Genomic DNA, 13,480 nt, shown 5'->3' with positions numbered 1-13,480 from the left:
TCACTGATCCTTCGGGTGGTGAACTACATTGAATCCGGCCGGCACCCGGCCGCTCTGGTCGGGCGGGAAGGGCGCGGATTTGCCGATCGCGCGCTGCACCGCTTCGTCGAAACCGGGCACGCCGGAAGATTTGACTTTGTTTAGCGAGCGAATCGAGCCGTCCGGCAACAGTTCGATTGCAAATTCGACCGCCGGATTTCCTGCCAGGCCTTCCGGCACATTGAACACTGTGTTCGAGCGGATGCGGGCGCCGACTTTCTGTGTGTAACTGCTGTCGGCACGGCTGCCCTGGGTAGTTGGCGCGTTGCCCGTGCCACCGGTACCGGCCTGGGCCAGCATGCGTTTCATGTCTTCGGCGCGGCGTTGGTCGGCCGCCGCCGCATCTTGCGCATCCTGTTTGCGCTTTTTCTCAGCCGCCAGTTTTTCCGCTGCCAGCTTTTTGGCTTGTTCGGCTTCTTTTTCCTTCTTTGCCAGCGCTTCGGCTTTTTGCTTCTCGAGGTGTTCCTTTTCCGCCTGTTTTTGTTTTTCTTCGCGTTCGTGTTCCAGTTTCTGCTGTTTCAGCTTCGCCTGTTTCTCGTGTTCCTCGCGCTCACGCTTTTCCTGCGCCTTGCGCTTCTTTTCCTGCTCCAGCACGATCTGCGGGTTTTCCCGCACCGGCTCGGCGACCGGCGGTTTCGGTATCTCCTGGACCACTGGCTTCGGTGCCGGCTGCGGCTCTGGTTGCGGTTCCGGTTTTTTCTCGACCGCCTGCGGCTCGGGACGCGGCGCCGCCTCCTGGTTTTGCGGGCTCCAGATTTCAGCTTCGACGCCCAGCGGCGTTTCGTTCTGCCAGCGAATGCCGATCCACAGGAACGCCAGCAACGCGATATGCACGATCACCGCAAGGGTAATCGCGCGCCAGCGGCCAGGTTCTTTTGGTACCGAATACGGGACAGGGTCCGTCATAAAGCTGTGCTCACTTGGTAGCGAGTCCCACGCGTTCGATGCCGAGTTTTTTGGCGTCCGAGATGGTACGGATCACCTCTTCGTACTTGATGTCCTTGCTGGCTGAAATCATCAGCGGCAAACCCGGCTGGTCGGCGTGCAGTTGCTCCAGTTTTTGCATCAGGCTGGCGCGGCCGCCGACGGTTTCCGCGCTGCCGCCACCGCCCGTTCGGCCGCGTACGGCGATGGTGGCCGTGGTGTCGGCTTTCAGTCCGATCTCGATGTATTCCGTCGGCGGCAGGTTCGACTTGGCGGCCGTCGGCAGGTCGATCACGCCCGGGTTGGTGATTGGCGCGGCCACCATGAAGATCACCAGCAGCACCAGCATCACGTCGATGTACGGCACGACGTTGATCTCGGATTTGAACTTGCGCGTGCGCCCGCCGCGCATCGAACCGGAAAAGGAACTGGCCATCAGCCTGCCTGCCGTTGCAAGATGTTGGAGAATTCTTCGATAAAGCTTTCGAAGCGGATTGCGAGGCGATCGATATCGTGCGAGTAGCGATTGTAGGCGACCACCGCCGGAATCGCCGCGAACAGGCCGATCGCGGTGGCGATCAGCGCCTCCGCGATGCCGGGCGCAACCGCCGCCAGCGTCGCCTGCTGCACATTGGCCAGCCCGCGAAAGGCATTCATGATGCCCCACACGGTGCCGAACAGGCCGACATACGGCGACACCGAGCCGACCGAAGCCAGGTAGGCCAGGTGCGCCTCCAGCGCATCCATCTCGCGCTGGTAGGCGGCGCGCATGGCGCGGCGGGCGCCGTCCAGCATGGTGTTGACGTCCATCCGCTCCTTGTGGTTGGCGGCGCGCGTCTTGCTGAATTCAGCCATGCCAGCCTCGAAAATCCGTTCCAGCGCGCCGCTGTCGCCGCTGCTTTTGCGGCGGTTGGAGGACGCGTCCTGGTAGAGCGTGGCGAGGTTGCCGCCGGACCAGAAGGCGCGCTCGAATTCCTCGGTTTGCGTTTGCGCGCTGCGGATGGCAAACATTTTGCGGAAGATGTAAGTCCAGCTGATCACCGAGACGGTCATAAGGAGCGCCATGACCAGTTGAACGAGCAGGGATGCGTTGGTGATGAGGGAGAGGAAGGAGAGATCCTGGGTGACTGTCATGTAGGTGTTGTCGTCAAGTCGATTGCGCGTAATTATATTCTTAAAGCCTTGCCGGCCCGGCTGCGGCGGCCAACCTTACGGCGGCGTGGCGGCAGCCTGATAGCGTTCGATCCGGGCCAGCACCGCCGGTGGCAGCGGCGCCGGACGAAACGTCGTCAGGTTGACGCAGCCGACCTTGATGCGGCCGCTGGCCAGCAATTCCGGCGTATCGCCAACGCGCCATGCTTGTTGGAAAAATTGCACTGAAGCACGGCCCAGCCGTTCGACCGCAAGCGTCAGTTTCAGTTCATCATCCAGCCGCGCCGGCGCGTGATAATCGAGCGCGCTGCTCTTGACCACGAAGGTCACGCGTTCGGTTTGCGCCATCGCCTGCTGGCCGATCCCGGCGGCGCGCAGCCATTCGGTGCGCGCCCGTTCGAAAAATTTCAGGTAGTTGGCATAAAACACGATGCCGCCGGCGTCGGTGTCTTCGTAATAGATGCGGACTGTCCAGCTGAAATCGGAAACCATCGTACCTATCTATGATGTGGTAATGCAGGGGTATAGGTATTTTTCGCCTGTTTCGGCAGTATATTCCAGCGAGTTTAAAAATACTACTATCAGTATTGAAAGACGGACAGGATTTACGGCTACCAGGACTAGTTGCGCTTGATCGTGAACGGCGAAAATCCCTGGCAGGTCGGCATCATCTCGATGTAGTTGATGTTGACGTGCGGCGGCAGGGTAGCGATCCAGTAGGCGGTTTCGGCGATGTCGCCCGAATTCAGCGCGACCGTGCCTTCATACACCTTGGCCGCAGCGGCGTCATTGCCCTTCAGCCGGACATTGGAGAACTCGGTGCCGCCGACCAGTCCGGGCGCGATATTGGTGGCACGCACGCCGGTGCCGACCAGGTCGGCGCGCAAATTCAGCGTGAATTGATCGACGAAGGCCTTGGTCGCGCCATATACGTTGCCGCCCGGGTACGGGTAGGCGCCGGCGGTCGAGCCGATGTTGATCACCAGTCCGCTGCCGCGTGCCACCATGGCCGGCAGCAGCCGCCGCGTCATCGTCACCAGTCCCTTGCAATTGGTGTCGATCATGGTTTCCCAGTCTTCGAGCGCGGCCTGCTGGGCCGGTTCGATGCCGAGCGCCAGCCCGGCGTTGTTGATCAGGACATCGATTTCCCGCCATTCGGCGGGCAGCGCGGCCAGCGCGGTGTCGATCGAGGCCTTGCTGGCGACGTCCAGCACGATCGGCAGGATCTGCCCGCCGAATTGCGCCGCGAGTTGTTCGAGGCGCTCCATGCGGCGCCCGGTGGCAATCACTTTATGGCCATTTTGAGCGAATTTGCGCGCCATTTCGGCGCCGAAGCCAGATGTCGCGCCGGTAATCAAAACGATCATGAAAGTCCACCTTCTGTCTGGTTGATTGCGGGAATGCCGAAATTGTAGTCCAAACCCGGCATGCGGATCGGCGTTGCCGTGTGCGCTCCCCATTTCAGGCAAAATACGGGGCCGCGCGCCAGTCGGCCTGCGGCGCACAATGTCAATCGGGCTGTTTTTCGTTTCAGCCCCGCATCGAGATGGTTTTTATGGATAGTCCTTCGCCGCTGTTGTACACCATCCTGGTCGGCACCATGACCGGCACCGCCGAACTGGTTGCCGAAGAAATCGGCTATGCGCTGGAGCAGGGCGGTGCCAAGGTGACCCAGCTCGACATGGCCGACGCCACGCCCGCGGTGTTCCAGCGCCCGGGCCGTTTCATCATCTGCTGTTCCACCTATGGCAGTGGCGACGTGCCGGACAACGCGCAAGCGCTGTATGCCAGCTTGATGACGGAAAAGCCGGATCTGTCGGCGGTGCGCTACGCGGTGTTTGGTCTGGGCGACCACGCCTATCCCGAAACTTTCGGCTATGGTGGCAAAAAATTCGATGCCGCGCTGGAGTCGCTGGGCGCAACGCGCCTGATCGCCACTTTCGTGCACGACGCCAGCGGCGACGCACTGCCGGAAGAGGCATGCATGGATTGGCTGCGGCCGCTGCTGGCCGAGTGTGCCGCCGCCCAGCACTGAGACGGCCATGGGCGTGCCGATGCATTCCTGGGTTGCCGTCGGTGCCCACCGGCTTGAAATCTTGCAGATTCGCGCCGAGCGCACCGATCGCCCATGGCTGGTGTTTCTGCACGAAGGCCTGGGCTCGATCGCGATGTGGCGCGATTTCCCGCAAACCCTGTGCGATGCCGTGAATTGCCGCGGCCTCGTATACTCGCGCCTTGGCTACGGCCGCTCGCAGCCGCTGCGGGGGCCGCGCGCGGTCGATTATCTGCATACGGAAGCGACCGCCGTGTTGCCGGCGCTGTGCGAGCAGTTGCAAATTCGCGATCCGATCCTGTTCGGCCATAGCGACGGCGCCTCGATTGCGCTGATCCACGCCGCCACCTATCCGCAGCGCGTCGCCGGCGTGATCGCGCTGGCGCCGCATATCGTGGTCGAGGACATCACCATCGCCGGCATCGAAGCGGCGCGCCAGGCGTGGCGCGGCACCGGCATGCGCGGCAAGCTGGCGCGCTATCACGATGATCCCGATTCGGTATTTTGGGGCTGGAATGACATCTGGCTCGACCCCGCATTTCGCCACTGGAATATCGAGCCGCTGCTGGCTACGATCCGCTGCCCGGTCCTTGCGATCCAGGGCGAAGAGGATGAATACGGGACCATGCTGCAGATCGATGGCATCGCCGCCCATGCACGTCACAGTGTGGTTACGCTTTGCAAGCTGGCGGCTTGCGGGCACAGTCCGCAACGCGACCAGCCGCAGACGGTGGTGGATGCCGTGGCCGCCTTTCTCGCGGGTCTGCCGCAGAACGATCGCGCCTGACGATAAAGCCGTTGCGCCAGGTCGATTTCATGCACTGGCCTGCGCAAAGTCTGACGAATCGGCGGCGTAGCGCGCCGCCTGGCAAAAGTGGCACAATCAGCCATCTGCGGGCGCGACAATTGGCGCGGGCGCTGGCCGCGTCGACGAGTTGCGCGCCGGCACGCAGATCGCAATCCATTACCTGACCCTACGACAACATGACTGATTCCCTACACATTGTCTGCCCGCATTGCGACGCGGTGAACCGCGTGCCAGCGGCCAAGTTGAAGGATGGGCCGGTCTGCGGAAAATGCGGCAAGGCGCTGTTCAGCGGGCAGGCGCTCGAGTTGGATGGTGCCCGATTCATGCGCCATATCACACGCAATGAGATCCCGGTGCTGGTGGATTTCTGGGCGCCCTGGTGCGCCCCCTGCCAGATCATGGCGCCGGCCTATGCGCAGGCGGTGCGGCGGCTGGAGCCGCGCTTGCGGGTCGCCAAGCTGAATACAGAAGAGGCGCAAGAGCTGGCGGCGCGCCATGCGATCCGCAGCATTCCGACGCTGGCCTTGTTCAAGAACGGACGCGAAGTGGCGCGCCAGGCGGGGGCCATGAACGAAGCCGGAATCGTGGCGTGGGCAGAAGCCCACGCCTGAAGCGATACGGCGCTTGGCTGCTGCGCATCAACAGGCCGGCGGCCGCCAGCCACCGCATCATTCCGGCTCCGCGTGCGCTTTGCGCACCGCCTCCGGCCGCAGGTGCGGCGCAAACATTTCAATGAAGGCATACGAATAGGCGCGCACGTAGGCGCCGCGGCGCAAGGCTATCCGCGTGATGTTGTGGTCGAAGCAATGCGCGGCGTCGATGCAGCGCAGGCCGCCGTCGCGCTGCGGCTCGAACGCCATCGAGGCAACGATGCCGACACCCAAGTCGAGGCGCACGTAAGTCTTGATCACGTCCGAATCCATCGCTGTCAGCACGATATCCGGCACGATGCCGGCGCCGGCAAAGGCGTTGTCGATATGGCTGCGGCCGGTGAATCCGAGGTCGTAGGTGATCAGCGGGTAGCGCGCGATGTCGGCCAGTTCCACTTGTGCCAGTTGCAGCAGCGGATGGCCGTCGGGCACCACCAGCGTATGGTGCCATTGGTAGCAGGCGAATGACGACAGTTCCTTGAACTGCGACAGGCCTTCGGTGGCGATGCCGATATCGGCCTTGCCCGAAATCACCCAGTCGGCGATATGTTCCGGCGAACTTTGCTGCAGCGCGACCCGCACCTGGGGAAAACGCGCACGAAAGGACTGGATCACCTGCGGCAGCACATAGCGCGCCTGGGTGTGGGTGGTGGCGATGTTCAGTGTGCCGATGCTGCGGCCGGCATATTCGCGCGCGGCCTGGTTCAGGTTCTCGGCCTCGATCAGCAGTTTGTCGACGATCTGCAGGATTTCCGCGCCCGGCTCGGTCAGGCCGGTCAGCCGCTTACCGTTGCGCTCGAAGATGGCAACGCCGAGCTCGTCCTCCAACTCGCGGATCTGGCGGCTGATGCCCGGTTGCGAGGTGAATAGCGCATTCGCCACCTCGGTCAGGTTATAGCCGCGTCGCGCCGCTTCCCGGATCGAACGGAGTTGCTGAAAGTTCATGCGGAAATTACCGACGACATGGCGTCCTCTTTCTGATGGCCAATCCAATTGCAAGACCGGATGATTGCATCAGGCCGTTATAAAGAAAACGAATCTTTTTTCATTTCCATAAGCGCCAAGGGTATATAGAACCCCGGCACGGCTGCGAGCGGCGCTTGCCGCGGCGGCTGGCGCAGATAAGTTATCCATCGCTGGCAAAAACGAAAATTTGCCGCTATAATCCCGCTTCTTCAGGCGCGTAGCTCAGCTGGTTAGAGCACTACCTTGACATGGTAGGGGTCGTTGGTTCGAGTCCAATCGTGCCTACCAGGATTCTCGTCACGTGCGCGGGGGTTCTGGGGCAAGTTCGAAGTGATGAATTTGTCGATGATGATTTTTCAGTAAAAAAGCGCGGTCTTTTCTCTTTTTCTTCCGCTTCCCTTTGGGGCTCGCCGTCAGCCCACTCCGTCTGTCCCGTTCCTGCCAGCTTAATCCGTGGGTCGTACATCGAAGTCCGGGCCGCAGCCAATATCCTCGGTATCCGTGATTTGGATCGAACGCACCTGCGCCGCGCGTGGCCCGTGCCGCGCCCATTCGGTAATTTGCCGGACGCGCTCCATGCTGCCGCAAACGGTGGCTTCCACCGAACCGTCGCTGCGATTGCGCACCCAGCCGCCCAGTCCGAGCCGCTGCGCTTGGGCGGCGAATTGGGCGCGATAACCGACACCCTGCACCACGCCGGTAATACGCAAATGCCGGGTCAGCCGCCCATTGATGCCGGTTTCCATGCCGATTTTCCTTTGATGCGCGGATCGTGAATGGGCGGTTGACGCTGGTATCATCACTGGCGATACTGCCGGGGCAGATCCGGCTTCCCAGCACTTCCAGTCCCGACGGCGCCATGCGGATACATCCCATCATCCTGCTGCTGATTTTCCTGCATTATCAAGCGGCGTGGGCGGGCTCGGAGCATGCGCCGCCAGCCGCCGTCGAGAACACGCTCGGCATGAAATTTGTCTTGGTGCCGGCGGGTGAATTCATGATGGGCAGCGACGAAGCGCCCGAAGCGCTGGCGCAAGCCTATCCGCGCTACGAGCGCAAACGTTTTCTCGAACTGGGCGATGAGGCGCCGGTGCACCGGGTGCGGATTACCCGTTCCTTCTACATGGGGCAGCACGAGGTGACGGTCGCCCAGTTCAGGCGCTTCCTGCAGGCGTCGGGCTATGTCCCGGAATCCGAAGCCGACGGCAGCGGCGGCTACGGTTTTAATCCCGAATATGATTCGAAAAAAACCGTGCGCGGCGATGCCTTCGAAGGCCGCGACCCGAAGTATTCCTGGCGCAATCCGGGTTTTCCGCAGGCAGACGATCATCCGGTGGTGAATGTGACCTGGAACGATGCGCTGGCCATGAGCGCATGGCTTTCCGCGCAGGAAGGCAGGCGCTACCGGCTGCCAAGCGAGGCGGAGTGGGAATACGCGGCGCGCGCCGGCAGCAGGACGCGTTACTCGAGCGGCGACGATCCCGAATCGCTGCCGGCAGTCGCGAATGTTTTCGACGCTGATGCGCAAATAAACTGGCCGCAATGGCAGGCGTTTGCGCTTTCCGGCCACGATGGCTTTGCCTTTACCGCGCCGGTCGGCAGTTTCGCGCCGAATGCGTTCGGCCTGCATGACATGCACGGCAACGCTTGGGAATGGTGCGCGGATTGGCATGCGGACGACTATTACGCGCGGTCGCCGGTCGACGATCCGCCGGGGCCGGCAACCGGCAGAGTGCGGGTCCGGCGCGGCGGCTCGTGGCATACCTGGCCGTTTTACGCGCGCTCGTCTTACCGCAACTGGAATGCACCGGATACGCGCTACACGCTGGTCGGGATGCGCCTGGTACGGGAAGTGGAGTTAGATGCGTATTAGGCGAAAATGGCCGCTAATTGCTCTAGGTTTGGCGAAATTTGAGATGTGATTCGATTGTTCCGGGCCATTGCCGGAAGGCCTCGACTGGATGCCGTCGCGGGTCCCAAAAAGCCCCACTCATTTTCGTAACATGCAAGAGTATATTAAAAACCATGAGTTTTTATGGGCGAACATTTGTTATATGTTGTGGAGTATGCGAATTTCGTGATCCGCTCGGCCGATTCCGGCCGCCGGCTTCAGTAGAATGCTGGGTGGCAGATGTTTCGTTGACTTGCATCATGTAATTTTTGGCTTGTTTCGGCCGACAATGCCGTGATGGCGGACACTCCACACGGGCGGCATCGGCCAGCATGCTTCGCCCTGACCGGTGCCGTGCGCCACCAGACGGAATTCCATCCAATTTGCCCCGCCTTGAATATTGCTTCCGGAATACGTGCAATCGTGCACATTACCCGAGATTGAATCCATGAATACCACTGCCACCGTGCCAGACATCGAAATTTCCGAAGAGCTGATCCGCCGCTTCGATACCCTCGGGCCGCGCTATACCTCGTATCCGACCGCGGATCGGTTCCGCACCGATTTCGGCGAACCGGACACGATCCGCTACCTGGAACAGCGCGCCGGGCGCAGCGGCAATCCGCCGCTGTCGGTGTACGTGCACCTGCCGTTTTGCGAGTCGCTCTGCTATTTCTGCGCCTGCAACAAGATCATCACCAAGGATCACAGCAAGGTCGCCGAGTACCTGCATTATCTGGACAAGGAGATGGCGATGGTGGCCGGGCATCTCGGACCCGAGCGCGAGACGGTGCAGCTGCATTTCGGCGGCGGCACGCCGACCTTCCTCTCGGCCGACGAGCTGCGGCAACTGATGGCAATGCTGCGAGGCCATTTCAACTTCACGCCGGACGCCGAGCTCGGGATCGAGATCGATCCGCGCACCGTCAACCACGACACGCTGGCACTGCTGGCCGAGCTCGGCTTCAACCGCACCAGCTTCGGCGTGCAGGATTTCGATCCGGCGGTGCAGGAGGCGGTCAACCGCATCCAGCCGCGCGAGATGGTGGAAACCGCGATCGTCGCCAGCCGCCAGAACGGTTTCCAGTCGATCAATGCCGACCTGATCTACGGCCTGCCGAAGCAGACCCTGGCCAGCTTCGACCGCACATTGGACCAGCTGATCGAACTGGCGCCGGACCGCATCGCGCTCTACAACTATGCGCACCTGCCGAACCGCTTCAAGGGCCAGCGGCTGATCGTCGCCGCCGACCTGCCGAGCGCCGAGGCGCGGCTGCAGATCTTCCTGATGTCGATGCGGCGTCTGCTGGACGCCGGCTACCGCTACATCGGCCTCGACCATTTCGCCAAGCCGGATGACGAGCTGAACGTGGCGCGCGAAAACGGCACGCTGCACCGCAATTTCCAGGGCTACACCACGCGCGCCGAGTGCGACCTGGTGGCCTTCGGCATGTCCTCGATCAGCAAGGTGGGGGATTCCTACAGCCAGTCGTCGCACAGCATCAAGGGCTATTACCAGCATCTGGACGAGGGCCACCTGCCAACCGAAAAAGGCTATGAGCTGAGCCAGGACGACGTCCTGCGGCGGCAGGTGATTATGGAAGTGATGTGCGGCGGGCCGGTGCGGTTTGCGCCAATCAATCAGCGCTATGGGATTGATTTCGTTGAATATTTTGCACCCGAGCTGGCGCGCCTGCGGCAGTATCAGGAAGCCGGCCTGATCGACATCACGGCGCAGGCCATCGTCGTCTCGGCCAAGGGGCGCCTGTTCGTGCGCGGCGTCGGCCTGGTATTTGATAAATATTTGCGCCAACCTACTACATCAAGTTATTCAAAGCTGATTTAGACTATATATTGTGGGTATAGCAGGAGACGGCGCGCCCGGAATTGTTTACTATAGTAAGCATGCCGAACCCCACCGAGGGCGACATAATTCTTGAATGTCAATGGGTATATTGGTAAATCTGCCATTTTTCGCGCGCGGCAGGCATGTGTCTTAGGGAGTATGTGATCCAGGCAGGACTGGCGTTGCACCCGAATGCGAACCCGAATCACCTAGAGCGGTAAAAACTTATTTTCGGACGCCGCCTGCGCTGCATTGCGCGCATCAATGGCGGCAGTCCGGACCAACATCTCGAGGAGATCACTATGCAAAAACTGGAAAGCGCGGCCATCGCGCTGGCATTGCCACAAGAAATTTCACGCGAAGTACTGCTGGAGAAATACGCCAAGGATGGCGAAACCAGCATCGATGAAGTGCTGGCGCGGGTGGCCGGTGCGCTGGCCGAGGTCGAAGCGCCGAAAACCCGCAAGAAGTACAGCGAGGAATTCCTGTGGGCGATGCAAAACGGCTTCATCCCGGCCGGCCGCATCGCTTCCGCCGCCGGCACCGGCCTGCAGACCACGCTGATCAACTGCTTCGTGCAGCCGGTCGGCGACTCGATCACCGAAGCGATCGAAGGCAAGCCCGGCATCTACACCGCGCTGGCACAGGCCGCCGAAACCATGCGCCGCGGCGGTGGCGTCGGCTACAACTTTTCCGCGATCCGGCCCAAGGGAGCGCGGGTCAAGGGCACCGGCAGCAGCGCCTCCGGCCCGATTTCCTACATGCGCGTGTTCGACCGCTCCTGCGAAACGGTGGAGTCGGCCGGCGCCCGGCGCGGCGCGCAGATGGCGGTCTTGAACGTCGAGCATCCGGATATTGTCGAATTCATCACGGTCAAGCAGGAAAAGGGGCAACTGAACAACTTCAACGTCTCGGTCGGCATGTCGGACGCCTTCATGCGCGCGGTGGAAGCCGACGGCAGTTTCGAGCTGGCGCACGTGGCGCAGCCGAACGACGACTTGAAGCGCGCCGGCGCCTATCTGCGGGATGACGGCAAATGGGTGTACAAGACGGTCAAGGCGCGCGAAGTGTGGGACCTGATCATGCAAAGCACTTACGCCGCGGCCGAGCCGGGCGTGCTGTACATGGACCGCATGAATGCCGAAAACAATCTCGGCTACTGCGAAGTGATCGAAGCCACCAATCCGTGCGGCGAGCAGCCGTTGCCGGACTATGGCTGCTGCTGCCTCGGCAGCATCAACCTGGTGGCCTGCGTCGAGGCGCCGTTTACGCCCGAGGCCCGCTTCGATTTCGCCAAGCTGGGACGCGTCGCCGGCATCGCGGTGCGCATGCTGGACAACGTGCTGACCGCCACCAAGTGGCCGCTGGAAGAGCAGGCGCGCGAAGCCGCCGCCAAGCGCCGCATCGGCTTGGGCTTCACCGGCCTGGGCGACGCGCTGATCATGCTCGGCGTGCGCTACGACTCGGAGCAGGGACGTGAACTGGCGGCCGAAGTGGCGCGCGAAATGCGCGACGCCTCGTACGCGGCGTCGGTGCAATTGGCGCGCGAACGCGGCGCCTTCCCGTTGCTGGACGCGGAAAAATACCTGCAAGGCGGCTTTGCGCAGCGCCTGCCGGATGCGCTGAAGGAACAGATCCGCCAGCACGGCATCCGCAATTCGCACCTGACCTCGATCGCGCCGACCGGCACCATTTCGCTGGCCTTCGCCGACAACGCCTCGAACGGCATCGAACCGGCGTTCTCCTGGTTCTACAACCGCGTCAAGCGGATGGCCGACGGCAGCAAGAAGGATTACACGGTCGAGGACCACGCCTACCGCGTATATCGCGCGCTCGGGCATGACGTCGAGCAGTTGCCGCCCACCTTCGTTTCGGCGCTGGAAATCTCGGCCACCGACCACATGCTGATGATCGCCGCGGTGGCGCCCTACGTCGACGCCGCGATTTCAAAAACCGTGAACGTGCCGGAGGATTATCCGTACGACGACTTCCGCGACCTGTATCTGCAGGCCTGGCACAAGGGCTTGAAAGGCATCACCACCTACCGTCCCAACAATGTGCTGGGCGCGGTGCTGTCGGTGCCTGCCGCCGACAACGCGCCGCAGCCGATCACGCTGTCCGAGCAGGACAAGCGGCTGGTGCTGACCGAGCTGACCATGTCGCCGCCGCTGGCGTCGCTGCGCTGGCCGTCGCGCCCCGGCCTGCCGGCCGGCGCCACCGGCTGGATCAGCGAAACCATCCGCACGCCGCAGGGCGATTTCGCCGTTGCGGTGTCCGACCAGGGCGGCGTGCCGTTCGAAGTCTGGGTGCTGGGCGGGCAGCCGCCGCGCGGCCTGGATGCGATCGCCAAGACGCTGTCGACCGACATGCGCGCCAACGACCGCGGCTGGCTACGCAACAAGCTAACGATGCTGGCCAAGGCTTATGGCGATCCGTTCGAAATGCCGATGCCGCCGAATGGCGAGCGGGTGCAGGTGCCGAGCGCCACCGCGGCGCTGGCGCGGCTGGTCGAATGGCGTTATCACCAGTTGGGCGCGCTCGATTTGCACGAGGGCGATCCGGCACCGGTGCTGGACGCGCTGTTTGCCAAGCGCGAGCCGAAAACCGGCACCGATGGCACGCTGGCCTGGGTGGCGGATGTACGCAACCCGGCCACCGAGGACGATTTCGTGCTGATGCTGAAGGAGCTGCAGATGCCGGATGGCAGCCGTCGCCCTTATAGTGTGTGGCTGACCGGCGGCCACCCGCCGGCACTGGACGGCCTGTGCAAGCTGCTCTCGCTCGACATGCGGGTGATCGACCCGGCCTGGATCGGCATGAAGCTGCGCAAGCTGCTGAACTACGCCGAGCCGCGCGGCGACTTTTTGGCGCGCGTGCCGGGCAGCGAAAAGCAGGCCAGCTATCCGTCCACCGTCGCCTATATCGCGCAACTGGTGATCCACCGCTATGCGATGCTCGGCATCCTGACCGAAAGCGGGGTGCCGGTGCAGTCGATGGGGGTGGTGGCTGGCGAGCCGGGGCGCACGGTTAGCACCGTCATGCGCGGCCGCCAGTGCCGCGAATGTGGCAACCATACAGTGATCCGCAAGGACGGCTGCGATTTCTGCACTTCCTGCGGCGCGATCGGCAGTTGCGGCTGATGGCAGTTGTC

General features: G+C 62.4%; 14 protein-coding genes and 1 tRNA gene. 7 read left to right on the top strand and 8 right to left on the bottom strand.

Going from position 1 to position 13,480, the window contains the following annotated elements:
* From tolA to ACK2VC_RS04140, 5 genes are all read right to left on the bottom strand, one after another.
* Positions 1 to 945 carry a cell envelope integrity protein TolA gene (gene tolA / locus ACK2VC_RS04160; RefSeq protein ID WP_486732335.1) on the bottom strand — a complete coding sequence of 315 codons (945 nt, stop codon included), beginning with the start codon at positions 943 to 945 and terminating at the stop codon, positions 1 to 3.
* Positions 946 to 955: 10 nt separating this feature from the next.
* Positions 956 to 1,399, bottom strand: a complete 444-nt coding sequence (locus tag ACK2VC_RS04155; protein WP_486732334.1) for a biopolymer transporter ExbD — start codon at positions 1,397 to 1,399, stop codon at positions 956 to 958.
* Entirely contained in the window at positions 1,399 to 2,097 is a 699-nt protein-coding gene (tolQ, locus tag ACK2VC_RS04150; RefSeq protein ID WP_486732333.1) for a protein TolQ, read from the bottom strand. The genes ACK2VC_RS04155 and tolQ overlap by 1 nt, the downstream gene beginning before the upstream one ends.
* Before the next feature lie 75 nt (positions 2,098 to 2,172).
* Positions 2,173 to 2,607 (bottom strand): tol-pal system-associated acyl-CoA thioesterase, encoded by a 435-nt coding sequence (gene ybgC, locus ACK2VC_RS04145; protein WP_486732332.1) that lies wholly within the window; start codon positions 2,605 to 2,607, stop codon positions 2,173 to 2,175.
* A 128-nt stretch (positions 2,608 to 2,735) separates the two neighbouring features.
* Complete coding sequence (locus ACK2VC_RS04140) at positions 2,736 to 3,482, bottom strand: SDR family NAD(P)-dependent oxidoreductase (protein WP_486732331.1); 747 nt, start codon at positions 3,480 to 3,482, stop codon at positions 2,736 to 2,738.
* A 188-nt stretch (positions 3,483 to 3,670) separates the two neighbouring features.
* Here ACK2VC_RS04140 and ACK2VC_RS04135 point away from each other — a divergent pair, with 188 nt between their 5' ends.
* From ACK2VC_RS04135 to trxC, 3 genes are all read left to right on the top strand, one after another.
* Positions 3,671 to 4,150, top strand: coding sequence for a flavodoxin domain-containing protein (locus tag ACK2VC_RS04135; RefSeq protein ID WP_486732330.1), 480 nt, complete (start codon positions 3,671 to 3,673; stop codon positions 4,148 to 4,150).
* A complete protein-coding gene (locus ACK2VC_RS04130; RefSeq protein ID WP_486732329.1) occupies positions 4,131 to 4,955 on the top strand; it encodes an alpha/beta fold hydrolase in 825 nt (274 codons plus the stop codon). The genes ACK2VC_RS04135 and ACK2VC_RS04130 overlap by 20 nt, the downstream gene beginning before the upstream one ends.
* Before the next feature lie 197 nt (positions 4,956 to 5,152).
* Positions 5,153 to 5,587, top strand: coding sequence for a thioredoxin TrxC (gene trxC / locus ACK2VC_RS04125; protein WP_486732328.1), 435 nt, complete (start codon positions 5,153 to 5,155; stop codon positions 5,585 to 5,587).
* A gap of 57 nt (positions 5,588 to 5,644) precedes the next feature.
* On the opposite strand, the gene ACK2VC_RS04120 is transcribed toward trxC, so the two are convergent.
* Positions 5,645 to 6,571, bottom strand: a complete 927-nt coding sequence (locus tag ACK2VC_RS04120) for a CysB family HTH-type transcriptional regulator (protein WP_486732327.1) — start codon at positions 6,569 to 6,571, stop codon at positions 5,645 to 5,647.
* A 232-nt stretch (positions 6,572 to 6,803) separates the two neighbouring features.
* On the opposite strand from ACK2VC_RS04120, the gene ACK2VC_RS04115 reads away from it, so the two are divergent.
* Positions 6,804 to 6,880 (top strand) — tRNA-Val (locus tag ACK2VC_RS04115).
* Positions 6,881 to 7,038: 158 nt separating this feature from the next.
* Here ACK2VC_RS04115 and ACK2VC_RS04110 read toward each other — a convergent pair.
* A complete protein-coding gene (locus ACK2VC_RS04110; RefSeq protein WP_486732326.1) occupies positions 7,039 to 7,338 on the bottom strand; it encodes an acylphosphatase in 300 nt (99 codons plus the stop codon).
* A 218-nt stretch (positions 7,339 to 7,556) separates the two neighbouring features.
* Here ACK2VC_RS04110 and ACK2VC_RS04105 point away from each other — a divergent pair, with 218 nt between their 5' ends.
* On the top strand, positions 7,557 to 8,465 hold the full coding sequence (locus ACK2VC_RS04105) for a formylglycine-generating enzyme family protein (RefSeq protein WP_486733165.1): 909 nt from the start codon (positions 7,557 to 7,559) through the stop codon (positions 8,463 to 8,465).
* Between the two features lie 276 nt (positions 8,466 to 8,741).
* Here the strand turns inward: ACK2VC_RS04105 and ACK2VC_RS04100 are convergent, their stop codons facing one another.
* Positions 8,742 to 8,933 (bottom strand): hypothetical protein, encoded by a 192-nt coding sequence (locus ACK2VC_RS04100; protein ID WP_486732325.1) that lies wholly within the window; start codon positions 8,931 to 8,933, stop codon positions 8,742 to 8,744.
* Here ACK2VC_RS04100 and hemN point away from each other — a divergent pair.
* Together hemN and ACK2VC_RS04090 are read left to right on the top strand one after the other, a co-directional pair.
* Complete coding sequence (gene hemN / locus ACK2VC_RS04095) at positions 8,932 to 10,329, top strand: oxygen-independent coproporphyrinogen III oxidase (protein WP_486732324.1); 1,398 nt, start codon at positions 8,932 to 8,934, stop codon at positions 10,327 to 10,329. The genes ACK2VC_RS04100 and hemN overlap by 2 nt on opposite strands.
* Before the next feature lie 302 nt (positions 10,330 to 10,631).
* Positions 10,632 to 13,469 (top strand): adenosylcobalamin-dependent ribonucleoside-diphosphate reductase, encoded by a 2,838-nt coding sequence (locus ACK2VC_RS04090; RefSeq protein ID WP_486732323.1) that lies wholly within the window; start codon positions 10,632 to 10,634, stop codon positions 13,467 to 13,469.
* The last annotated feature ends 11 nt before the right edge of the window (positions 13,470 to 13,480 follow it).

The sequence above is a fragment of the Herbaspirillum sp. WTB6 genome, from assembly GCF_057457785.1.
The sequence above is the reverse complement of the archived record's forward strand: the minus strand, read 5'-3'. Positions and strand labels throughout refer to the sequence as shown.

What these genes read in the sequence shown, in the direction of transcription:
- tolA (WP_486732335.1), bottom strand. Translation starts at nt 945, where the DNA reads ATGACGGACCCTGTCCCGTATTCGGTACCAAAAGAACCTGGCCGCTGG.
- ACK2VC_RS04155 (WP_486732334.1), bottom strand. Translation starts at nt 1,399, where the DNA reads ATGGCCAGTTCCTTTTCCGGTTCGATGCGCGGCGGGCGCACGCGCAAG.
- tolQ (WP_486732333.1), bottom strand. Translation starts at nt 2,097, where the DNA reads ATGACAGTCACCCAGGATCTCTCCTTCCTCTCCCTCATCACCAACGCA.
- ybgC (WP_486732332.1), bottom strand. Translation starts at nt 2,607, where the DNA reads ATGGTTTCCGATTTCAGCTGGACAGTCCGCATCTATTACGAAGACACC.
- ACK2VC_RS04140 (WP_486732331.1), bottom strand. Translation starts at nt 3,482, where the DNA reads ATGATCGTTTTGATTACCGGCGCGACATCTGGCTTCGGCGCCGAAATG.
- ACK2VC_RS04135 (WP_486732330.1), top strand. Translation starts at nt 3,671, where the DNA reads ATGGATAGTCCTTCGCCGCTGTTGTACACCATCCTGGTCGGCACCATG.
- trxC (WP_486732328.1), top strand. Translation starts at nt 5,153, where the DNA reads ATGACTGATTCCCTACACATTGTCTGCCCGCATTGCGACGCGGTGAAC.
- ACK2VC_RS04120 (WP_486732327.1), bottom strand. Translation starts at nt 6,571, where the DNA reads ATGAACTTTCAGCAACTCCGTTCGATCCGGGAAGCGGCGCGACGCGGC.
- ACK2VC_RS04110 (WP_486732326.1), bottom strand. Translation starts at nt 7,338, where the DNA reads ATGGAAACCGGCATCAATGGGCGGCTGACCCGGCATTTGCGTATTACC.
- ACK2VC_RS04105 (WP_486733165.1), top strand. Translation starts at nt 7,557, where the DNA reads ATGAAATTTGTCTTGGTGCCGGCGGGTGAATTCATGATGGGCAGCGAC.
- hemN (WP_486732324.1), top strand. Translation starts at nt 8,932, where the DNA reads ATGAATACCACTGCCACCGTGCCAGACATCGAAATTTCCGAAGAGCTG.
- ACK2VC_RS04100 (WP_486732325.1), bottom strand. Translation starts at nt 8,933, where the DNA reads ATGGATTCAATCTCGGGTAATGTGCACGATTGCACGTATTCCGGAAGC.
- ACK2VC_RS04090 (WP_486732323.1), top strand. Translation starts at nt 10,632, where the DNA reads ATGCAAAAACTGGAAAGCGCGGCCATCGCGCTGGCATTGCCACAAGAA.